The 21878-nt window shown below is 71.9% G+C and carries 17 protein-coding genes; 7 read left to right on the top strand and 10 right to left on the bottom strand.

All coding sequences use genetic code 11. The features are described from left to right. Window positions 1–580 precede the first annotated feature (580 nt). Window positions 581–1120, bottom strand: a complete 540-nt coding sequence (locus tag HJD23_RS26840) for a GNAT family N-acetyltransferase (RefSeq protein WP_171113997.1) — start codon at window positions 1118–1120, stop codon at window positions 581–583. Beyond that, window positions 1105–2049, bottom strand: coding sequence for a hypothetical protein (locus tag HJD23_RS26835; protein ID WP_346770316.1), 945 nt, complete (start codon window positions 2047–2049; stop codon window positions 1105–1107). The genes HJD23_RS26840 and HJD23_RS26835 overlap by 16 nt, the downstream gene beginning before the upstream one ends. Window positions 2050–2527: 478 nt before the next feature. On the opposite strand from HJD23_RS26835, the gene HJD23_RS26830 reads away from it, so the two are divergent. Further along, entirely contained in the window at window positions 2528–2950 is a 423-nt protein-coding gene (locus HJD23_RS26830; protein WP_171113999.1) for an ATP-binding protein, read from the top strand. 82 nt (window positions 2951–3032) lie between these two features. Here HJD23_RS26830 and HJD23_RS26825 read toward each other — a convergent pair whose 3' ends face one another. Then, window positions 3033–3329: a hypothetical protein gene (locus HJD23_RS26825; RefSeq protein WP_171114000.1), complete on the bottom strand. Its 297-nt coding sequence runs from the start codon at window positions 3327–3329 to the stop codon at window positions 3033–3035. 354 nt (window positions 3330–3683) lie between these two features. After that, on the bottom strand, window positions 3684–4739 hold the full coding sequence (locus HJD23_RS26820; protein ID WP_171114001.1) for a LacI family DNA-binding transcriptional regulator: 1056 nt from the start codon (window positions 4737–4739) through the stop codon (window positions 3684–3686). 361 nt (window positions 4740–5100) lie between these two features. Between HJD23_RS26820 and HJD23_RS26815 the strand changes: the two genes are divergently transcribed. The 4 genes from HJD23_RS26815 (at window position 5101) to HJD23_RS26800 (ending at window position 9866) form a co-directional block, all read left to right on the top strand. Next, window positions 5101–6402 (top strand): extracellular solute-binding protein, encoded by a 1302-nt coding sequence (locus HJD23_RS26815; protein ID WP_171114002.1) that lies wholly within the window; start codon window positions 5101–5103, stop codon window positions 6400–6402. A gap of 5 nt (window positions 6403–6407) precedes the next feature. Next, a complete protein-coding gene (locus HJD23_RS26810; RefSeq protein WP_171114003.1) occupies window positions 6408–7424 on the top strand; it encodes a sugar ABC transporter permease in 1017 nt (338 codons plus the stop codon). Window positions 7425–7435: 11 nt separating this feature from the next. Further along, the gene (locus HJD23_RS26805) at window positions 7436–8332 is read left to right on the top strand and encodes a carbohydrate ABC transporter permease (RefSeq protein WP_171114004.1); all 897 of its coding nucleotides are present in this window, start codon (window positions 7436–7438) and stop codon (window positions 8330–8332) included. Between the two features lie 106 nt (window positions 8333–8438). Next, on the top strand, window positions 8439–9866 hold the full coding sequence (locus HJD23_RS26800) for a GH1 family beta-glucosidase (RefSeq protein WP_171114005.1): 1428 nt from the start codon (window positions 8439–8441) through the stop codon (window positions 9864–9866). Between the two features lie 56 nt (window positions 9867–9922). Here the strand turns inward: HJD23_RS26800 and HJD23_RS26795 are convergent, their stop codons facing one another. The 4 genes from HJD23_RS26795 to HJD23_RS26780 all read right to left on the bottom strand — a co-directional run bounded on the left by HJD23_RS26795 (window position 9923) and on the right by HJD23_RS26780 (window position 17921). Then, window positions 9923–14089, bottom strand: coding sequence for a trypsin-like peptidase domain-containing protein (locus HJD23_RS26795; RefSeq protein WP_240981211.1), 4167 nt, complete (start codon window positions 14087–14089; stop codon window positions 9923–9925). A 114-nt stretch (window positions 14090–14203) separates the two neighbouring features. Further along, the gene (locus HJD23_RS26790; protein ID WP_171114007.1) at window positions 14204–15682 is read right to left on the bottom strand and encodes a cellulose binding domain-containing protein; all 1479 of its coding nucleotides are present in this window, start codon (window positions 15680–15682) and stop codon (window positions 14204–14206) included. Between the two features lie 128 nt (window positions 15683–15810). Continuing rightward, window positions 15811–17220, bottom strand: a complete 1410-nt coding sequence (locus HJD23_RS26785) for a HAMP domain-containing sensor histidine kinase (RefSeq protein WP_171114008.1) — start codon at window positions 17218–17220, stop codon at window positions 15811–15813. Beyond that, the gene (locus HJD23_RS26780) at window positions 17217–17921 is read right to left on the bottom strand and encodes a response regulator transcription factor (RefSeq protein WP_141315914.1); all 705 of its coding nucleotides are present in this window, start codon (window positions 17919–17921) and stop codon (window positions 17217–17219) included. The genes HJD23_RS26785 and HJD23_RS26780 overlap by 4 nt, the downstream gene beginning before the upstream one ends. Window positions 17922–18050: 129 nt before the next feature. On the opposite strand from HJD23_RS26780, the gene HJD23_RS26775 reads away from it, so the two are divergent. Further along, complete coding sequence (locus tag HJD23_RS26775) at window positions 18051–18584, top strand: hypothetical protein (protein WP_171118745.1); 534 nt, start codon at window positions 18051–18053, stop codon at window positions 18582–18584. 38 nt (window positions 18585–18622) lie between these two features. Here HJD23_RS26775 and HJD23_RS26770 read toward each other — a convergent pair whose 3' ends face one another. Together HJD23_RS26770 and HJD23_RS26765 are read right to left on the bottom strand one after the other, a co-directional pair. Beyond that, window positions 18623–19492 carry a fused MFS/spermidine synthase gene (locus tag HJD23_RS26770; protein ID WP_171114009.1) on the bottom strand — a complete coding sequence of 290 codons (870 nt, stop codon included), beginning with the start codon at window positions 19490–19492 and terminating at the stop codon, window positions 18623–18625. Between the two features lie 133 nt (window positions 19493–19625). After that, entirely contained in the window at window positions 19626–20027 is a 402-nt protein-coding gene (locus tag HJD23_RS26765; RefSeq protein WP_197973764.1) for a hypothetical protein, read from the bottom strand. Between the two features lie 293 nt (window positions 20028–20320). On the opposite strand from HJD23_RS26765, the gene HJD23_RS26760 reads away from it, so the two are divergent. Then, the gene (locus tag HJD23_RS26760) at window positions 20321–21769 is read left to right on the top strand and encodes a hypothetical protein (RefSeq protein WP_171114011.1); all 1449 of its coding nucleotides are present in this window, start codon (window positions 20321–20323) and stop codon (window positions 21767–21769) included. Window positions 21770–21878: the final 109 nt, after the last annotated feature.

Raw genomic sequence — 21878 nt, 5'->3', positions numbered from 1 at the left:
GCCGCGACGCCCGCCACGCACACCGCCGCAAAGGCCACCCCAGCCTACGGCGGCGGGGGGCGGGGACGGGGAGCACTTCCAGTGCGGCAACGGCCTCCTCCCCATCCTCAACTTCTGCAACTGACGGACAAACGAGGGAAGTTCTTGCCCTCAAACCGCACAACCGCACATGGAAGAAGTCCACCCACCCGTCCACCCCCGGCGCGGTCAGGAACAGGGGCAGGTTCCCTCTCCCTGACCGCCCTGCCGACCACAACCGAAGTCCTGCGCCCACTGGCCAGCCGTTCGTAGACGTAGCCGTCGACCACGTTGAATCTCCGCCCGGAGTTTGCGTTGCGGAAGCACGCCGATCAGCCCCGCAGCACAGGGTCCGGCGTTGCAGGTAGAAGCTGCCTCATAATGCAGGAGTTGTGGCCGTCGTGGGCACAGCTATCGATAGCGGCCCGGACAGCGCCCAGGCGGACCGTGGCTGTCACCCTTTGGCGGCCTCCCGGATCAGCGGCTCGAACTCCCGCCGTACGCAAGCGTCGAACGGCTCCGTCAGCGCGCCGTCGGTCACCCGCCGCACCGCGTCTTTCCACTACCCCAGCGGCAGTTCGGCCAGCATCACGGCGTACAGCGGGGAGTCCGGGAACGGCTGGCGCTCGCCGACCTTCCGGAAGCCCCAGGACTCGTACAGCTCCTGCACCTTGGGGTGCGTGACATCCACCAGGAGGACGGCGAGGTCCTCGTCCCGGTCGTTCAGCAGGGCTCGGGAGAGCAGGTCGGCCACGCCCTTCTTCCGCCAGTTCTGGCGTACGGCCAGCTCGGAGTAGGAGAAGGTCCGGGACTTCGCCGGGGCCTCGTCCAGGCACTCCCGCCACCACTCGCGGCCCTCCACGGCAGGGGCACCGTACGCGAAGCCGACGGCCTCGTCGCCGTCGTACGCGATCACGCAGGAGTAGCCCTCACGAGAGCCCCAGTGGTCGACGAACCAGGGGAAGCGCTTCTTGAAGTCGTCCTGCATGGCTTCGCCCTGTGCGTCCGCGTGGATGTCGATGAGCGTTTGCCGGATCTCCGGCAGGTCGTCATGCGTGTAGTGGCGGACGTCCAAGTCGGCGGCGCTCAAGCTCGGCTCCATTCGGATCGGTAGCGGTCTCCCCACTCTTGTGCGACGGCCGCGTCCGGCACAAGGGTGATCAAGTCGCGGTAGAAGTCTCCGAGCAGGGACCGCAACCGGCCGGGGATCGGGTTGCCGGACATCAGCTCGAACACCGACGCGGCCGTGGCGCACGCCTGCTCGACCTCACGCTGGTGGACCTGTGCCAGAGCCAGCTGTGTGGTGGCCAGAGCGCGGTTGCGGCGGAAGTGCTTGGGGATCGCGGCCAGCGCCTGGTGGGACGCGGCCTCGGACTCCGGGGCGTCCCCGATCCGGTCCCGGACGATGGCCGTGATCGCGGTCAGCTCGGCCACTCCGTAGAAGCTCACCCAGCTCGGCCGGGGCTCGTCCTGTGGCGCCTTCTCCATGGCTTCCTGGGCGTACCCCAGGGACCTGATGGCGGCCTGGCGATCGCCGACGTTGGCGTGGGCCAGGGCCGTACGAGCGTGAGCGAGCGACCCGTAGAAGTGATCCCGCCGGGCAATGGTCGTCGCCTGGGCCGCATACCCGGCGTCCACGGCCTCGGTGTACTGGTCCCGCTGGCGGGCGAGCATCGCGTAGGAGTTCCAGACCCGCATCTCCACGACGGGGTCCTTGGCCATCCCGGCGAGGTACAGGGCGCGGTCCAGGCGGGCCTGGGCCCGGTCGAGCCCACGGCTGTCGATGGCTGCCCAGGCGGCCGTGGCGGTGTAATTGGCGGCCACGGAAAACAGTCGCTGTCGGATGCGTTGGGAGGCTGCGAGCTTGACCTTGTCGAGGGCCTCGTCCGCCCCGGCGAGTGCGGCCCGCTCAAGGCCCTCATGGCCACCTCGCGACGCGTCCAGGGCCATCAGGGAATCCAGGCCACTGCGCAGGCGGATCACGTCCGAGGTGCCGACCGAGGTCGGCCGCGAGTTCTGGACAGGCGCCACGACGGCAACGGCACTGCCGGTGGTAGCGGTGACGAAGTTCCTGCGCCTCACGGGTTGCTCCGGTTCGGTGGTGGAACGTATGGACGTCGGCGGGCTGAAGCCCAGCTCCTCGGCCGTACATCCGAATACTGCCTCTAACGCCGCCCGCTGACGCGGGTGAGGCCAACGGGTTTTTCCGGTGAGCCAGTTCCGGACGGTCCGGTCGCTCACCGTGCCCTCGTGGCCGGACGCCCGCAGTCGGTCGTTGACGGCTTCGGCCAACTCGCCTTGCGTGAAGCCCGCTTCCTGCATGGCACCGCTGAGGCTCCCGTTCCCCTCCACGCACCCACGGTAGCCACTCGGGTCCCGTCAGTGAGGTGAGCGTCGTGAAATTTCCGGTTGGTCGCGATGCACACCCGAGCGACTTTTCCTCCTCGCCGCAGGCAAGCGGCCGTTGACTGAATCAAGGCCGTCGTACACCGACACCCCTGAGGACCAGATGATCGTGTCAGCGAAGCCGCACCCGACGGGGCACCCCGGATACTCCGAGACCCTCCCCGGTCAGGAGGAGAGCGCCCAAGTCGCCCGCAAGCTCGTACGGACGGCTCTGGCCGCCTGGCACCTGGAGGACCTCACGGACACCGCGATACTGCTCGTCTCGGAGCTGGTGGCCAACGCGGTCAAGCACACCAACGGCCGTGCGATCCGGGTCGTCGTCTCCCGACCGAGCGAGCGGTTCGTACGGATCGGTGTGGTCGACAAGGCACGCATGATGCCGGAGATGACCAAGCCCGGCGACGAGCTCCTCACCAGCGGCCGGGGGCTCCTCCTGATCGACTCCCTGGCCGAGCGCTGGGGGACCGACATGTACCGCTGGGGCAAGCAGGTATGGGCCGAGCTGGTGAGCGAGCCGGCCGAGTGACCGGCCCAACGTCGACATATCCAGGTCGCCGAATAATCGACACGGGCATGTCACCGCTGACGGGAATGCCGAGATCGAGAGGTCACCCCTCCGTCATCCCCCACCGCTCCTCCGGGTCAGGCAGGACCTTCCGCAGCTCCGCCTCGACCTCCCCCCGCGTCGTCCCCTCCGCCTTCGCGTACTCGGTCACCGTCTGCCCCAGATCGCGGTCGAGGTCGCGCCAGGCCCGCCACGCCGTCTCGTACGTCTCGCGCTGGGGCTCGTTCCAGCCGCCCTTCTGGGTCGGCGGACCGTAGGCGTCCCGTAGTTCCAGGACTCTCGTGTGCGCCTCGTCCGCGGCCCGCTGTTTCGCCAGAAGTTCCTCGAAGGTGTGTGCCACGCGGCGGATCTTATGCACGGCCCGCGGAGCCCGCCCTCCGACCGGGCCGTCCGGGCGGCGGCCCTGACTCACCCGGCGCAACCCGGCCCCGCAGCCCGGCCCCGCAACCTGGCGCACCCCGGCCTCACCACCCCACGTAACCCGGCCCCGCAGCCCAGTCCCGCAACCTGGCGCACCCCGACCTCACCACCCCGCGCACCCCGGCCTCACCACCCCGCGCGACCCGAGCCAGCAACCCGGCGCACCCCAGCCCACAACCCGACCCACAACCCCGCGCACCCCAGCCCCACAACCCGCCCCACAACCCGGGCGTACCCCGGCCCCAACCCGGCGCACCCCAACCCCAACCCCGCCCTAAGACGACGCCCGCTCCACCAACTCCGTAGCCAGCACCACCTGCCGCCGCTCCAGCCCCCGCGACACCGCCGGGCGCCGGTCGGCGATCTCCGTGAGGAGCAGGTCGATCATCCTCCGGCCCATCTCCACGATCGGCTGGCGGACGCTGGTGAGCGGCGGATCCATGTGGCGGGCGATCGCCGAGTCGTCGTAGCCGACCAGGGCCACGTCCTCGGGGATACGACGACCCGCCTCCCGCAGGACCTGGCGGGCGCCCGCCGCGGTCACGTCGGAGGCCGCGAAGACCGCGTCCAGGTCGGGGCAGCGGGCCAGCAGTCGAGTCATCGCCCGTCGCCCGCCCTCCTCGGTGAAGTCACCCGCCTCGATCAACCGTTCGTCCACCACATGCCCGGCGTCGCGCAGCGCCTCGCGGTAGCCGTCGATGCGCCGCTGGGCGCCGTAGACGTCGAGGCGGCCGGTGATGTGCGCTATGTGGCGGCAGCCCCGGGCGATCAGGTGTTCGACGGCGGAGCGGGCGCCGCCGTAGTTGTCCGAGTCCACCGACGTCAGGGTCTCCTCCGCCGATCGCGGGCCGCTGATCACCGCCGGGATCTCCAGCTGGCCGAGCAGGTCCGGGAGCGGGTCGTCGGCGTGGACCGAGACCAGCAGGACGCCGTCCACCCGGTGCGCCGCCAGGTACTGGGCGAGCCGCTGCCGCTCCCGGTCGCTGCCCGCGAAGATCAGCAGCAGCTGCATCTGGGTGTCGGACAGCGCGGCACCGACACCACGCAGCATGTCCGAGAAGTACGGTTCCGCGAAGAACCGGGTCTCCGGCTCGGGGACGACGAGGGCGATCGCGTCCGTGCGGTTGGCGGCCAGGGCGCGGGCCGCCGTGTTCGGGACGTAGCCGAGCTCGGCGACCGCCGCCTCCACCGCCGCGCGGGTCGCGTCGCTGACCCGGGGCGAGCCGTTGATCACCCGGGAGACCGTGCCCCGGCCCACGCCGGCGCGCGCGGCGACCTCCTCCAGGGTGGGCCGGCCACCGCTCCGGCCCCGCGCTCCGTGGCCTGCCATGGGCTCCGCCTTCCGCCGCCGTTCATCACGCTGGCCTGGAATCTAACAGTCCCGTGTGGTGGGCTGGCCATCGCCGGCCGCACCCCCGGAAGGGCCGAAACCGCTTCCGCGCGGCGCACGACCCGGACTCTCGGGTTCCAGTTAACAGCCCGATAACTGAACGCATCTCCCGCCGTCCGCTCCCTTGACACCCCCGCGGGAACCGACGACCCTTCAACACATCACCTGTGGGAGCGCTCCCACAGTACCTGACACATACACAACCCGCACGTTCCCCGCCCGAGCCGCAGCGAGTACAACTTACGGGCCCAACCATGCAGTTGGCCGGGGGGTCGGCACGTCAGGGCAACAGGAGGACGCAATGCGAGCACGTAAGTCGGTGGTCCTCGCGGCCATCGCGACGCTGGGCGCCGGGCTGCTGGCCGGCTGTGCCGACGACGGCGGCGACGAGGGCGGCTCCGGCTCGTCGGGCGGCGAGGGCAAGACCACGATCACCCTGGGCCTCTTCGGGACGATGGGCTTCAAGGAAGCCGGGCTCTACGACGAGTACATGAAGCTCAACCCGGACATCACGATCAAGGAGAACGTCACCGAGCGCAACGAGAACTACTACCCCGCGCTCGTCAACCACCTCACCACCAACAGCGGCCTGATGGACATCCAGGCCGTCGAAGTCGGCAACATCGCCGAGGTGGCGCAGACCCAGGGCTCCAAGCTGGTCGACCTGTCGAAGTACGGCAAGGAGAGCGACTACCTGGAGTGGAAGTGGAAGCAGGCCGCCACCCCCGACGGCCAGACGATCGGCCTCGGCACCGACGTCGGCCCGATGGCCATCTGCTACCGCAAGGACCTGTTCCAGCAGGCCGGACTGCCCACCGACCGTGAGGAAGTCGGCAAGCTGTGGGCGGGCGACTGGGAGAAGTTCGTCGACGCCGGCCGCGACTACCAGAAGAACGCCCCCGACGGCACCACCTTCATGGACTCCCCCGGCGGTCTGATCCAGGCCATCCTCAGCAGTGAGACCGAGCGGTTCTACGACTCCTCCGGCGAGGTCATCTACGAGACCAACCCGGCCGTGAAGGCCGCCTTCGACCTGACCGCGGCGGCCGCGGAGGACGGACTGGTCGGCAACCAGACGCAGTTCCAGCCCGCCTGGGACACCACCATCGCCAACAGCAAGTTCGCCGCGATGTCCTGCCCGCCGTGGATGCTCGGCTACATCAAGGGCAAGTCGAAGCCTGAGGCGGCCGGCAAGTGGGACGTGGCCGCGGCGCCCAAGTCCGGCAACTGGGGCGGCTCCTTCCTGGCCGTGCCCAAGTCCGGCAAGAACGTCGAGGAGGCGGCGAAGCTGGCCGCCTGGCTGACCGCGCCCGAGCAGCAGGCCAAGCTGTTCAAGGTGCAGGGCAACTTCCCGAGCACGCCGGCCGCGTACGAGACGCCCGAGGTCAAGAGCGCCACGAACGAGATGACCGGTGACGCCCCCATCGGCGAGATCTTCGCCGAGGCCGCCAAGAGCGCACCGGTGCAGGTGATCGGCCCGAAGGACCAGGTCATCCAGCAGGGTCTGACCGACAACGGCGTGATCCTCGTCGCCCAGGGCAAGTCCGCCAAGGAGGCCTGGGACACGGCCGTGAAGACCATCAACAACAACCTGGACCAGTGACCCGTATGACCACTGGGCACGACACCGCCGCGTCCCCCGCGAAGGAGGGGGGCGCGGCCCCGGGCCGCCCGTCGGGCGGCGCGCCGGTCTCCGAGAAGGAGCGGCGGCACCGGGCCCGGCTCTCCCGCCGCTGGCAGCGGGACATGCGCTGGAGCCCGTACGCCTTCGTCTCGCCGTTCTTCCTGCTGTTCCTGGCCTTCGGCCTGTTCCCGCTGGTCTACACGGGCTGGGCCTCGCTGCACCAGGTGGAGCTGACCGCGCCCACCGACATGAACTGGGTGGGCCTGCACAACTACACCCGGATCTTCGACGACGACTTCTTCTGGAACGCGGCCCGCAACACCCTGACCATCGGCATCATCTCCACCGTCCCGCAGCTGCTGATGGCGCTGGGCCTGGCCCACATCCTCAACTACAAGCTGCGCGCCTCGACCTTCTACCGGGTCGCGATGCTCGCCCCGTACGCCACCTCGATCGCCGCCGCCTCGCTGGTCTTCGTGCTGCTCTTCGGCCGCGACTACGGCATGATCAACTGGGCGCTGGGGGCCGTCGGCATCGACAACATCGACTGGCAGAACGACAAGTGGCCCTCGCAGATCGCGGTGTCCACGATCGTCATCTGGCGCTGGACCGGCTACAACGCGCTGATCTACCTGGCCGCCATGCAGGCGATCCCGCAGGACCTGTACGAGTCGGCGGCGCTGGACGGGGCCAACCGCTGGCAGCAGTTCTTCCATGTGACGCTGCCGTCGCTGCGCCCGACGATCCTGTTCACCGTCATCGTGTCGACCATCGGCGCCTCGCAGCTGTTCGGCGAGCCGCTGCTGTTCGACGCGAACAAGGGCGCCTCGGGCGGGTCCCAGCACCAGTTCCAGACGCTCGGCCTGTACCTGTACGAGCAGGGCTGGGTCAACCAGCACCTGGGCCGCGCCTCCGCCATCGCCTGGACGATGTTCCTGATCCTCATCCTGATCGGGATCATCAACTACGTCATCTCGCGCCGGCTGCGCGCCAGTAGTTAAGGAGACCGGCCGTGACGACGACACTGACCAAACCGCCGGCCGAGGAGGCCAAGCGCGTCCGGCGGCCCAAGGCCGCGCGCGCCGGCGGGACCCTGCACGCCGGGCCCGTCGCGTACGCGATCCTCGCCCTGTTCACCATCGGCTCGCTGTTCCCGCTGGTGTGGACGGCGATCGCCGCGTCCCGGGACAACCAGCGGCTGGCCGAGACGCCGCCGCCGTTCTGGTTCGGGTCGAACCTGATGGACAACCTGGAGATCGCCTGGACGGACGCCAACCTGGGCGAGGCCTTCCTCAACACCACCATCGTGGCGGGGATCTCGGCGATCACCATCGTGGTCCTGTCGACGATCGCCGGGTTCGCCTTCGCCAAGCTGCGGTTCAAGGGCCGTAACGCGCTGATGCTGATCGTCATCGGCACGATGATGGTGCCGCCGCAGCTCAGCGTCATCCCGCTGTACATGATGGTGGCCAAGCTGGACTGGACCGACCAGCTCCAGGCGGTGATCCTGCCGTCGATCGTGAGCGCGTTCGGCGTGTTCTTCATGCGTCAGTACCTGTTGCAGGCGCTGCCCGACGAGCTGATCGAGGCCGCGCGGGTGGACGGCGCGAGCAGCTGGCGCGTGGTGTGGCACATCGTGTTCCCGGCGGCCCGGCCCGCGATGGCGGTGCTCGGCATGCTGATGTTCGTGCAGACATGGAACGACTTCCTGTGGCCGTTCCTGGTGCTGACCCAGACCGGCAACCCGACCGTCCAGGTGGCGGTCGCGGGTCTGGGCCGCGGCTACACCCCCGACCAGTCCCTGATCATGGCCGGTGCGCTGCTCGGTACGCTGCCGCTGCTGCTGGTCTTCGCGATCTTCGGCAAGCAGATCGTCGGCGGCATCATGCAGGGTGCGGTCAAGGGCTGACGCCCGCTCACCCAGGGGGCCGGGTCACCGCCGCCTCGGCCCCCTTCCTCTCCCCCACTCCTCTACTTCTTCGTGGGTCTCCACGACCTCCGATGGGAGCGCTTCCATGCCTGAACCCGAATCGCCGGTGTCCTTCCCTCCCGCCTTCCTCTGGGGCGCGGCCACCTCCGCCTACCAGATCGAGGGTGCGGTGCGGGAAGGCGGCCGTACGCCGTCCATCTGGGACACCTTCAGCCATACGCCGGGCAAAACGGCCGGCGGCGAGACCGGTGACATCGCTGTCGACCACTACCACCGCTTCCGCGAGGACGTGGCGCTGATGGCCGAGCTGGGCCTGAAGGCGTACCGCTTCTCGGTCTCCTGGCCCCGGGTGCAGCCCACCGGCCGCGGCCCCGCCGTCCAGGTCGGCCTCGACTTCTACCGGCGCCTGGTCGACGAGCTGCTGTCCGCCGGGATCAAGCCGGCGATCACGCTGTACCACTGGGACCTGCCGCAGGAGCTGGAGGACGCGGGTGGCTGGCCGGAGCGGGACACGGCGCTGCGGTTCGCCGAGTACGCGCAGATCGTCGGCGAGGCGCTGGGCGACCGGGTGGAGCACTGGATCACGCTCAACGAGCCGTGGTGCAGCGCCTTCCTCGGGTACGGCTCCGGGGTGCACGCTCCCGGCCGTACGGAACCGGCGGCCTCGCTGCGGGCTGCCCATCACCTGAACCTGGCGCACGGGCTGGGCACGTCGGCGCTGCGGTCGGTGATGCCGGCCCGCAACTCCATCGCGGTGTCCCTCAACTCGTCCGTGGTCCGCCCCGTCTCGCAGGACCCGGCCGACCTGGTGGCGGCCCGCACGATCGACGACCTGGCCAACGGGGTCTTCCACGGCCCGATGCTGCACGGCGCCTACCCCGAGACGCTGCTGGCCGCGACGGAATCGGTGACCGACTGGTCGTACGTCCAGGACGGCGACCTGCGCGCGATCAACCAGCCGCTGAACGCGCTGGGCCTCAACTACTACACGCCGACGCTGGTTTCGGCGGCGGACCCCGAGGCGAAGGGCCCGCGCGCCGACGGCCACGGCTCCAGCGACCACTCCCCCTGGCCGGGCGCGGACGACGTGGCGTTCCACCAGACGCCGGGCGAGCGCACGGAGATGGGCTGGACGATCGACCCCTCCGGCCTGCACGAGCTGATCATGCGGTACACGCGGGAGGCGCCGGGCCTGCCGCTGTACATCACCGAGAACGGCGCAGCCTACGACGACAAGCCCGACCCCGACGGCCGCGTCCACGACCCCGAGCGCATCGCCTACCTCCACGGCCACCTGTCGGCGGTCCGCCAGGCCATCACGGACGGCGCCGATGTCCGTGGCTACTACCTGTGGTCGCTGATGGACAACTTCGAGTGGGCGTACGGCTACGGCAAGCGCTTCGGCGCGGTGTACGTGGACTACGCGACGCTGGAGCGGACGCCGAAGTCGAGCGCCCTGTGGTACGGCGAGGCGGCGCGGTCGGGGACGTTGCCGCCGGTCGAGGGGGTGTAGCCGGGGGCGGGGGGAGAGGGCGGGGCGCGGCACCGGTGGGTGTCGCGCCCCGCCGTTCACTGGGAGGACGTCCCGTCGAGCCCCAGGTGGGCGAAGACGACGTCGCGGGCGCGGAGTACGGCGTCCGGGTCGATCTCGGCGAGGACCTGGGCGGCTTCGTCCCAGCCCTCGGGCGTCAGGGCCTCCGCCAGGAGGGCTCGGGCACGGGGGAGGTCGGGACCGGACCGCGGCGGGTGGAGCCGGGCGGCGAGGCGGCGGGCGATCGGGGGAATGACCAGCGGGCCGCTGACGAGGGGGACGACCGTCATCTCGTCATGCACACCTGCGGTGTACGCGGCGAGGTGCACGCAGGCCTCCGCCCGTTCCGTACCGCTCGTCGGGCGCAAGGCGGTGTTCCGGGCCGCCTCGTGATCGCCGAGTGCCGCGTAGGTCAGTGCCAGGACGACGGCCGTCCGGGTGTGCCGGGGCCACTCGTCGTGTCTGCCCGCCATCGCGTCCAGGTCGGGGGCGGCTGCCGGACAGCCGTCCGGCACCGACAGCGCGAGGAGGGCCTGTTCGAAGTCCTGGAGCTGCTCCCGGAGGCCGGGGTCCGTGGCCCGGTCCCGCAGGATGCGCCGGATGCGGGCGCCGCATTCGGGGTCGTGGCGGCCCACGGCGACGAGCAGCCGGGTGACCTCCGGTACCGACGCGTCGCGCAGACCCGGCAGGACGCCGTCCACCCATCGCCCGGCCTGTTCCCGAGCATGCGGCCACAGTCCTTCGACCACCCATGTCCACAGGTCGTCACGGTCGCGCTCGGCGAGCAGGGCTCCCGATTCCGGGAGCTTCTCCAGGATGTCGAGGACCCGCTCAGCCGCCCCGGCGGCGGCAAGGGCCTGAACGGCGGCGATCTGCACGGACCGCACCATCATGGGGCGGTCGGGAGCGAAGGCCAGTTCGACAGCCCGCTCCGCGAAGCGCAGCGCCCGGCCCCTGTCCGTACGCGCCAGGCCCAGGGCCGCCGCAGCGCATCCCCACGAGTGCATCAGGGGCGAGCCGACCGCGGTGAGGAGCCGCCCCGCGTCATCGGGCCGGCCGATCGCGGCGAGCGCGCCGGCGAACGCGCCGAGGCTCCTCTCGTTCAGGAGGTGGATTCGGGGTCTCCCGGCGCGGTGCGCGTCCTCGGCCTGGCGGAGCAGCCGCAGCGCCCGCTCGGGATGGCCGGGAGCGACGTGAGTGGCGAGCGCGGCCAGTGCCTCGGCCCGCACCTCCCACAGGTGCGAGTCGGCGCTGTGCAGGAGCACTTTTTCGAGCTCGTCGGCGTGACCGGCCGCCGCCAGGAGCCGCACCGTGCGCCCGGCGAGGCCGCGTACGGCGCTGACGTACCCCCACTGTGTGCCGAGTCCGAGTACCCGCCACGCCTGCGCCGCCCGTCCGGCGGACGCCCACCCCAGGGCGATCGCCGACCAGAGGTCCTGCTGTGCGTCCATATGCATGGGACGCTCGATCAGCGCCGAATCCGCGAGTCGCTCGGCCTCCGCGAACCGGTTGTTGACGACGAGTCCACGCACCGCGTCCAGCAGCTCCCGGACAGCACGGAACTGCTCGGGCTCGTCCCGGGCCGGGACGGCCAGCGAGGCGAGGGCCTCGGCGTCGTGCGGGCGCGCCGTGCGCAGTGCCTCCGCGGCCACGGCGGGCAGGTTCCCCGGCGCGCCCGCGCGACGCCGGGAGAACCCGACCACGGAGTCGTACAGACGATCCGCTTTGTCGGGGAAGCCCGTGGCCGCCCAGGCCTCGGCGACCGTCACCAGCCCCGGTATGCGTTCCTGCCGGGGCCAGACCGCCTCGGCCGCACGCTCCGCCAGGCGCAGCACTCCGGCCGCACGCACCGGGTCGTCGAGCGCACGGGCGGTCGTGGTCAGCGCCTCGACGAAGGATTCGCTGCTCCGGCCGTTGGTCGGGAGCGGCAGTGCGCGCAGCAGCCGCACCGCCTCGTCGCCTCGTCCGGCGTGTGCCAGCACCGTGGCCAGAACTCCCTGCGCCGCCACGGAGTGCGGGGTGTGGGCGCCGTCGGTTTTCGCCTCCGTCCTGCTCAGTCGCACCGCCTCCTCGGCCACTCCCCTCGCCCGCCGGTCCCCCGTCTCCGCCAGCACGCGCGCCACCGCGACCAGGGCGCGCACCCGGTCGGCCGCCTGGAAGACACTGCGGGCCAGCCCGATCGCATGCCGGGTCCGTCCCAACCTGGCGTACACCGCCGGGATGTCCGGATGCAGGCCCTCGTTGCGCTGGGCCACCAGATCCCCCGCCACCGCGAGCGCCGCCAGCGCCCCCAGGTCGTCGGGAGCGACCCGCCGCACCGTCTCCCGCGCCGTGGCGATCTCCGCCAGGCAGGCCGCGTCGCTGCCCGTGGCCTCCAGCAGCCGGTCGCGGCGCCGGACGTCCACCGCCAGGTCAGTGAGACGGCCCGCCTCCTGGAGGAACGCGAGGAGGCGGCCGTAGGGCTGGAGGAGGTACAGCGGGGTGCCCTCCGGCCAGCCGCGTTGCTCGTATGACGCCGCCCACGCGTGCAGACGCTCCAGGTACGTGCCCAGGTCCGGGCCGAGTTCGTCCTGGGCGGCGGTGAGCAGCGTCTCGTGGGCGAAGAGATAGCCGCGGGTGGACGTGTAGAGGACCAGGTCGTCGCCGTAGCCCTCGGGGCCACCGCTTCCTCCCTCGCCACCGGCGTCACCGCGCAGCTGCAGAATCCGCCCGAACGCGCTGCCCAGCCGCCCGCGCAGCTCATAGGCCGGTTCGCCGGTGAGTTCGCGCAGGTCGTCGACCGTGAGGGTGCCGCGTGCGGCGGTGAGGAGGCCGACGAGGTCGCGTTGCAGGCGGTCGCCCGAGAGGGCCTTGTGGAGGTCGTACTTGGCCTCGTACTCGGTGTGCCGGGAGGCGGCCGTGGCCGACAGCTTCGCCACTCGGCAGGTGCGCAGCGGGTGTCCGCCGGGAACGTCGGCCGGAAGCCCCGGGCTGGTACGGCTGGTGACGAGGACGCGGACGTTGGGTGGCGGACGTTCGGGCAGGAGGGAGGCGATGCTCGTGCCGGTGCCGCCGGGCGTGAGGGACTGGTCCTCGTCCAGGCCGTCGACCACCAGCAGCAGCGTGCCGCCGTCCCGCGCCACCTGCTCGGCCGCCTGGCGCAGCAGCAGCCGGCGCTCGCCGTCCCGGGCGGTCGGGGAGCCGGTGGTGGCCGGCGCGCGGCCCGCGATGGTGGCGAGCTGGTCGATGACGGCCGCGGTGTACGCGTCGCTGTCGGACTGGCTCGCGTAACGCGCGGTGATGAAGAACCAGACCGGGACGACTCCGCGCGGCGGGTGCAGGGCGAACCACGCCGCCAGCGCCGTCTTGCCCGCCCACGGCGGTCCCTGGAGCCAGAGGTAGGGTTCCCGGTCCGCGCAGAAGGAGACCAGGTCCGCGAGATCCGTGGCCCGCCCCGTCAGGTACTCGGGCGCGATGTCGGCGAGTTGAGCACGGTAGGCCTCCTGGACGAGGTCGGCGCCCGTGCCGGGTGCGACGGAGGGCAGTGCGGAGAGGCCGAGCCGATGCCCCAGCAGCCCTTCGAGTACGGCCTGTTGGGATGCGTCCAGTGCCTCCGCCCAGCGGTCCACCCGGCTCGCCGCGATCCGGCCCGGGCCGTCCGTACGGTGGTGGACCGTGACGAGCCCGACCAGTCGGCCGCCGCTGAAGACGGCGGCGCCGGACATGCCCTCCCAGGCGTCCCGCCCCGGGTCCGGGTCCTCGGCGGGCGCCGGGGTGACGCCCAGGTCCAGCGTGCCCTCCCGCCGGTTGGACAGCACCGCGCAGGTCGCGTGGACGTGCTCGGCGTCCCGGAAGCGGGAACCGTCCGCGCCGGTGCGGAGTTTGAAACGGGGAAAGCCGAGCGCGGTGCACCGCAGCACCGCGTCCTGCTCGCCCGGACGGCCGTACGACACCGCTGGTACGTCGCCGTCCTGCGGCACCGTCAGCACAGCCACGTCGATCCCCGCGTGCGCCCACGCCACGGACGCCTCGACGGTCCGCTCGCCGGGCCGGTCCGCTTCGAACCGCACCCGCACGCCGACCGCACCCGCCACGACGTGCGCGGCCGTGAGCACGCGTCCCGGTGCGACGAGGTATCCCGAGCCACGACGTCCCGTACCGGGGAGCCCTACGATGATCTCCGCGGCCCGCTCCGACCGCAGGCCCCGATCAGCGCTCGCCGCCAACGTCGGCCAGTTCCATCATGCGTCCCCCTTGTCGCGCGGTGCTCAGATGCTACAAGTCGCCGCGGCGGCGGCGCGGGGTTCCGCAAAGGGGGCCGTCGGTGTTCGGGGCCGTCCTCAGTTGTAGGCCGCGAACGCCTTGGCGAATGCGAACTTGTCCTGGTCGATGGAGCTGCAGGTCGCGTCGGCCGCGGGCTTCGGGCCGCCCGGGCAGGCCTTGTCGCGGGTGCCGGACCACATCGACAGCCAGCCGAGGCCCTTGGACTTGGCGAAGTTCACCAGCTGGGTGGCGTCCTCCACCTTGAAGACCTCGGTGACGACGTCGTTGACGCCGATCATCGGGGTGACGGCGACCGTCCTCCAGGCCGCGCTGTCGGACAGGCCGAGCACGCTCTTGATCTGGGCCTGGGTGGCGGTGGCGGCCTGCTCGGCGTAGGTGCCCATGTCGCCGCTGTACGCCGGGCCGTAGTCCATCGCCATGATGTTGACGGTGTTGATCTCCACGCCGTTCTTCTTGGCGTCGGCCAGCAGATTCACGCCGTCCTGGGTCAGGCCTTCGGGCATGACCGGGAGGGTGAAGGAGACGTCCAGGCCGGGGTGCTGCTGCTGGAGTTCGGCGATGGCCTGGGCGCGGCGGGTGTTGGCCGCCGTGTTGGGCAGCGCGCCGCCCTCGACGTCGAAGTCGACCTTGGTGAGGTCGTAGGCGTCGACGACCTTCCCGTACGCCGCCGCCAGCGCGTCCGCCGACGGGCACGCCGTGGCCAGCTCACTGCCGGCCGCGCCGCCGAACGACACCCGGACGTCGCCGCCCTTGGCCCGCAGCGCGCCTATCTGCTGGGCCACGGCGTCGCTCGCCAGGTCGGTCACCCCGCCCCACTTCGGCGTACAGCCGCCGCCGTCGGTGATGAAGGCGAGGTTGTAGTCCTTCACGCCGGTCGCCTCGGCGGCGGCCAGGAGGTCGAAGGCCGGGTAGAGGGAGGTGTCGACGTACGGGGCGAAGCCGGCGGTGGTGGGGGTGCCGGTGCCGGGGCTCTGGGAGGGGGTGGCGGTGGAGGTCGGTGTGGGGGCCTGGGTCGGGGTGGCCGAAGGGGTCTGAGTCGGGGTCGGGGTGGGGGCCTGGGTGGGGGTCGGGGCGTCGGTCGGGCGGCCCGTCGGCTCGGGGGTCGCGGAGTCGTCCGTCGAGCACTTCGCGTCGTCGATCCGGCAACCGGCCGGGTCCGCCGAGCCGTTGACGACGAAGCCGACGGTCACCGACTCGCCGGGCGCCAGGCCGTCCTTGTCCCAGGACGGCGGCCGCACGGTGACGTGCTGTCCGCTCACGCTCGACTCGCCGTTCCACAACGAGCTGAGCCTCGCACCCGACGGGAGGTCGAACTCCAGCGTCCAGTCGGCCTTCGCCCGACCGCTGTTGTTCGTGACGACGTACTGCCCGGTGTATCCCGTCGACCAGTCGCTGGTCCTGGTGTACGCCGCGCCGATCCCGGCCGCCTGCGCGGTGCCGGTGAACAGGAACGCGCCGCCCCCGGCCACGGCCGCGGCGACCGCGCCGCCGATCGCCTTGTTCCTGCCACTGATCCTGCGCCGGTGCGTGCTCATCACGTGCCTGCCTTCGCTGTTCACGGGGATTCACAGAGGTCCCTGGGGCGGGACGCGGCAGCACGCTAGCGAGCCGGAATCGGGCAAAGCGCCTGATCCAGACCGGCGTTGGGGATCTTATGGTGCGCTTAAGGAACGGATCTGGGGCGGTTAAAGGTCGCGCTCGGTCTGCCCGGTCTGCGGCGCCTCATGGACCCGCGGTGACTGCGCCGCCCGGGCGGCCGCTCCCGCCCGTCCAGCTGGATCCAGATCCGCACCTCCGTGCCGCCCAGCACCGACGACCCGATCCGCACGTCGCCGCCCGTGGACTCCGCGAGCCGCCGCACGATGTCCAGCCCGAGGCCGGTCGAGCCGTCGGTGCCGGAACCCCGGCCGCGCGCCATCGCCGCCTCGGGGTCGGGTATGCCGGGCCCCGCGTCGGAGACAAGCACGATCACCGCGTCCTCGCCGTTGTGCACATCCACCGCGAAGGCGGTGCCCTCGGGGGTGTGCCGGAAGACGTTCCCGAGCAGCGCGTCGAGCGCGGCGGCCAGGTCGGTGCGCGCCACGGGTATCCGCACCGGCCGGTCCACGCCCGCCATGCGCACCTTGCGGCCCTCGTCCTCGGCCAGCGCCGACCAGAACTCCATTCGCTCCCGCACCACCTCCGCCGCGTCGCACCCGGCGCCGGGACCGGCCGCGGCGGTCTGCGGCTTGGCCTCGCGGGCGGTCCGGATGATCGTGTCGACCTCACGCTCCAGCTGGGCCACCGCGGCCCGGGTCTGCTCGGCGGCCGGGCCGTCCCCGAGCGAGGCGGCGTTCAGCCGCAGCACGGTCAGCGGCGTGCGCAGCCGGTGGGACAGGTCCGCCGCCAACTCGCGCTCGTTCGCGAGGAGCTGGACGACCTGGTCGGCCATCGAGTTGAACGCCACCGCGGCCAGCCGCAGTTCCCGCGGCCCCTCCTCGGGCACCCGGGCGCCCAGCTTGCCCTCGCCCAGCTCCCGCGCGCCCTCGACCAGCCGCTGCGCCGGCCGCACCATCCGCACGCCCAGCCGGTCGGCGACGGCGACCGACCCGACGATCAGCGCCAGCCCGACCCCGGCCAGCACCGCCCACGCCGTACCCACACCCTTGGCGACCGCCGTGTCGGGGATGAACACCTCGACGACGGCGAGCCGGCCGGAGCTCAGCGCCACCGGCTGGAGCAGGGCCGAACCGCCCGGCGCCTCGGCCGTGGAGGCGCGGCCCATCTCCCGGGTGGCCTGGATGTCCGCGTCGGCGGCGCGCTGCCGCCCGATGCCGACGGCCTGCGTTCCCTCGCCGCCCGGTATGTGCAGGGCCATCCCGTCGCCGGAACCCGCGGCGGCGATCGCGCGTTCGAGCTGGGACCGGTCGGTGGTGATGGACAGCGCGGGGGCGATCTCCGCCGCGTCCCGCTCGGCGTCGGAGAACGCGCGGTCGCGGGCCATCTCCTTGATGACCAGCCCGAGCGGCACCGCGAAGGCGACCACGACCATGGCGGTGACCGCCAGCGAGACCTTGACCAGCGCCCACCTCATGGCCGTGCCTCCGCTCCCGGCGGCTCCAGCTTCACACCGACGCCGCGCAAGGTGTGCAGATAGCGCGGTCGCGCGGCCGTTTCGCCCAGTTTCCGTCGTAGCCAGGACAGATGGACGTCGATGGTCTGGTCGTCGCCGTACGACTGCTGCCACACCTCGGCGAGCAGCTCTCTGCGTGACACGACGACACCGGGCCGCCCGGCCAGGAAGGCCAGCAGGTCGAACTCGCGCCGGGTGAGGTCCAGTCGTACCCCGTCCAGCTCCGCCTGGCGCCGCAACGGGTCCACCGTCAGTCCGCCGACCCGGAGCACCGGGGACGGCGGGGCGTCACCCCCGGCCGCGCGCGAGCGGCGCAGGACCGCGGCGATCCGGGCGGAGAGGTGCTCGACGGAGAACGGCTTGGTCAGATAGTCGTCCGCGCCGGCGTTCAACAGCCGCACTATCTCCGTCTCGTCGTCCCGGGCGGTGGCAATGATGACCGGTACGTCCGTGATGCCGCGCAGCATCTTCAGGGCCTCGGACCCGTCCAGGTCGGGCAGGCCGAGGTCCAGGATGACCACGTCGAAGCGGAAATGGGCGACCTCGCGCAGCGCCTCCAGTGCCGTACCGACGCTGCGCACTGTGTGCGAGGCGTCGGTCAGATGCCGGATGAGCGCCGAGCGTACGAACTGGTCGTCCTCGACCACGAGCACACTTGCCATGCGCCGCACCGTACGCCATGCGAGCGAGCCCGGTCCGGCGCCCGTGGACAACTCGGCGCCTGTGGATAACTTCTCATCTCCCGTGACAGATGGGACGGCAGTGGCGTGGGTGAGGCAGTATGGCCCGCGATGCTCAGAGGAGTCGTACACGTACTGGCCTGGTCGCTCGCCACGGGCGCGGCGACCACGCTGTCGTGGTGGGGTGTCCACACGGTCATGGCGGGCACGGTGTACGACCCGCCGCGCGCCCTTCCCGTCACCGCGGCCGACACGGCGACGCGCGAGCCGGAGCCTCGGTCCACCGCCGCGAGCACGCGGCGGCCCGAACCGTCGAGGAGCCCGAGCCCGTCGCCGCCCCGGAAGCCGACGCCCTCGGCCGACGCGAGCAATGGGGCGAACACGGGCGCGAGCCCGGCCCCGACCGCCTCCGCTTCCGCGTCGGGGCAGGTCAAGAGCTATGCGACCGACGGCGGCCGGGTCGTCTTCGACCTCGGTGAGAGCTCCGCGACGCTGGTGTCGGCGACCCCGGACGCGGGCTGGTCGATGCAGGTGTGGAAGACGGAGACGTGGATCCGGGTGGAGTTCGCCGCGGGCGCCGAGCGGGTGTCGGTGTTCTGTACCTGGCACGACGGGCCGCCGCGGGTGGAGATCGGTACGTACTAGGTCGCCCCCGTTCCACGTTGAACGTTGAGTGTCAGCGTTCAATGGAAGACCGACGACGGCGGTGCCGGTGAGGCGACCGCCGCCGCGTCCGTGACCGGGGTGGCGCCTCCGGTGAAGTCGGTGAGCCGTCTGCCGTGTTCGACGCGGCCGGGGTGGGGATCGGAGGCGGCGCGGCGGGTCAGTTCGGCGATCGGGAGGGGGTGGTCGGAGGCGACGAGGACCGCGTTGCCGAAGCGCTTTCCGCGCAGCACCGCAGGGTCGGCGACCAGGGCGAGTTCCGTGAACCGGGCGGCGGCGGTGGCGATCTGGCCGCGCAGGTGGGCGAGCGGCGGCCCGTCGGCGAGGTTGGCGGTGTACAGCCCACCGGGGCGCAGCGCCCTGCGGACCTCGTCGAGGAACTCCGTGGAGGTGAGGTGGGCGGGTGTCCGGGCGCCGCTGAAGACGTCGGCCACCACCAGGTCGGCCCACCCGTCCGGCACCTTGCCGAGCCCTTCGCGGGCGTCCGTCGACCGCACCCGGATGCGCGCGCCCGGCGCCAACGGCAGCTCGCGGCGGACCAGTTGGACGAGAGATGCGTCGCGCTCGACGACCTGCTGGGTGGAGCGCGGGCGGGTGGCGGCGACGTAACGGGCGAGGGTGAGGGCGCCGCCACCGAGGTGCACGGCCTGCAGGGGTTTGCCGGGCGGGGCGGCGAGGTCGATGACATGACCGAAGCGCCGCTGGTACTCGAACGACAGAAACGCGGGGTCGTCCAGATCGACGTGCGACTGCGGGGCGCCGTCGATCAGCAGGGTCCAGGCCCGCGCCCGGTCCCGGTCCGGGATCAGCTGGGCGAGGCCACCGTCGACGGTCTCGACGACGGCTTCGAGGGCGGCCTGCGCCCGCCGCGGCTTCCTGGACTTTCCCACTCAGCCATTATCGGCGGGTACGAGGAGATCAGCTCAGCCGGCGTCTGCGCGCGGGCGCGCGGGGGGCCGGTCGGCGGCGCGGCAGCAGCGCGGGATGCTCGCGTCCGCGGCCCGCCCGAGGCCGCCGTGCCCGTCAGCGGCAGTTGTCCGCCGCCTCGATCGTCCGTGCCGCCTCGCCCAGCGCCCGGCGCAGCACCGCCGGGTCGGTCGCCAGCTCGGCCTCGCTGGGCGGCAGCAGCCACGCCGAGCCGGGGAGCGCCTCGGGTCCGCCGGCCGGCGGCTCGGGGGCCAGGGGCAGTCCGCGCCCGTTGGTCTCCGTGCACGTGCTGCCCGGCACGTCCCACGCCGCCGCCGTACCGGGCGGCACCACGAAGCAGAGGGTGTCGCAGTCGTCGTCGTGCAGGACCGGACCCACGGCCTCGACCTCGCCGCGCCGGAGGATGTCCACCGCCTCCAGCCCCTGCCGGGCGGGAACCGTCACGAGGTCGCATGCGGGCAGCGGCGTACGAGAAACGATGCTCTGGCTGGTCTCCATCCCGGCCTCCACCACGGAACCCCTCCTTGGGCGAGCAGGTCGGGAGCCGGGCGGCTCCCGGTCCACCCGGTTCAACGCTGGACCACGTCAACGGCTACGGCGGAAGTGCGCCGCAAGGATGGCAGTTCATGGCAGATCCCGGATGAGATATCCGGTTTGTAGCTAAACACTGCGTGGCGGACCCGGCACAGCAGGTACGTTCTTGCCCGCCGGAATCAGGGCATCACTGTGACAAATCGCGCAACTCGCCCCGATCCGGCATGGTTCGACGGTTCGCACGAGAGGACCCGGCCATGACGTCGTCAAGCGCGACCTCGTCCCAGCCCAACCAGCCACCGCAGCCCAACCTCGCCTTCCGGCAGCTGCGCGGCAGGCGCTCGCCCGCCGAGTTCGCCGCCGCGGTGCGGCGGGCCGCGCGCGAGATCGGCGAGCGGGTCAGCTGTGACGCGCGCTACATCGGCCGGGTGGAGGCGGGTGAGATCCGCTGCCCCAACTACGCCTACGAGCGGGTGTTCCTGCATATGTTCCCCGGACGCACGCTCACCGACCTGGGGTTCGCGCCCCGCTCGTCCGTACGCGGACGGGGGCGCGGGGCGCGCGTGGACGAGGACACGCCCCCCGTGCACTCCGTGAGCCCGGCGCAGAGCGCGAGTGAGACTCGCGGGGCGGGCGAGCCGTATGACACGCAGAACCCGTACGACACGCACATCAACTACGAGGAGAGCGACGTGCTACGTCGCGCATTCATGACCGGCGGGGGCGCCACCGTGGCCGCCGCCTCGCTGGGCCCCTTCGGGCTCGCACTCGACGCGTCGGCGGCGGAACGCTCCGTGCGGCGCCCCGGGGCGAGCGAGGCGGGCGCACTCGAAGAGGCAGTTCGCAGGATCCGGTTGCTCGACGACCGGCATGGCGCGGACGGGTTGTACCGGCGCGCGGCGGCTCCGCTGCGCGCCGCGTACGCGCTGCTCGACGCCGGCGCGACGCGGCAGGCGACCGCCGACCGGTTGCACTCGGGCGCCGGTGAACTGGCCATCTCCGTGGGGTGGCTGGCGCACGACTCGGGACGGTTCGACGACGCGCGTTCGCACTACGCGGAGGCGCTGGCGACCGCGCGGATGACCGGGGATCCGGCGCTGGAGGCGCATGCCTTCTGCAACACGGCGTTCCTCGCGCGGGATGCCGGGCGGCCGCGGGAGGCGGTGCGGGCGGCGCAGGCCGCGCAGCGGATCGCGCAGCCCCTGGGGTCGGCTCGGCTGATGTCGTTGCTGGCGCTGCGTGAGGCGGGGGGATGGGCGGGGCTCGCCGATCGCACCGGGTGCGCGCAGGCGCTGACGCGCGCGCATGCCCTCTATGAGCGGGGTGCCTCGGACGCGGATCCCGAGTGGATGAGCTTCTACGGGGAGGCCGAGCTGGAGGCGCTGGAGGCGCAGTGCTGGTCGACGCTGGGTGACTGGACGCGGGCGGCGCGGCATGCGCGACGGGCGGCGCATCTGCAGGATCCGCACTTCACCCGGAACATCGCGCTGTACACGGCGGAGCTCGCGGACGATCTCGCGCGCGGGGGGCGGCCCGATGAGGCGGCGGCCGCGGGGATGCGGGTGCTGGATCTGCTGGACGAGGTGCAGTCGTCGCGGATTCAGACGATGTTGGCGGGGACGGCACGGGTGCTGTTGCCGCATCGGCGGGCGTCGGGAGTGTCGGAGTTTCTGGAGCGGCATGCTTCGTTGCCGCGGTCGGTGTGACGCCGGCGAGGTTGCGTCGTCCCCGGCGTGGTGGCTGAGGCAGGGTGGGACGCTCACCCGCGCCGGCGGGGTGCCTCCCCCAGTGCCCGAACGGCCTGGGAGGTACCCC

The sequence above is a fragment of the Streptomyces sp. Z423-1 genome, assembly GCF_013009255.1.
Lineage (GTDB): Bacteria > Actinomycetota > Actinomycetes > Streptomycetales > Streptomycetaceae > Streptomyces > Streptomyces gossypiisoli.
The sequence above is the reverse complement of the archived record's forward strand: the minus strand, read 5'-3'. Positions and strand labels throughout refer to the sequence as shown.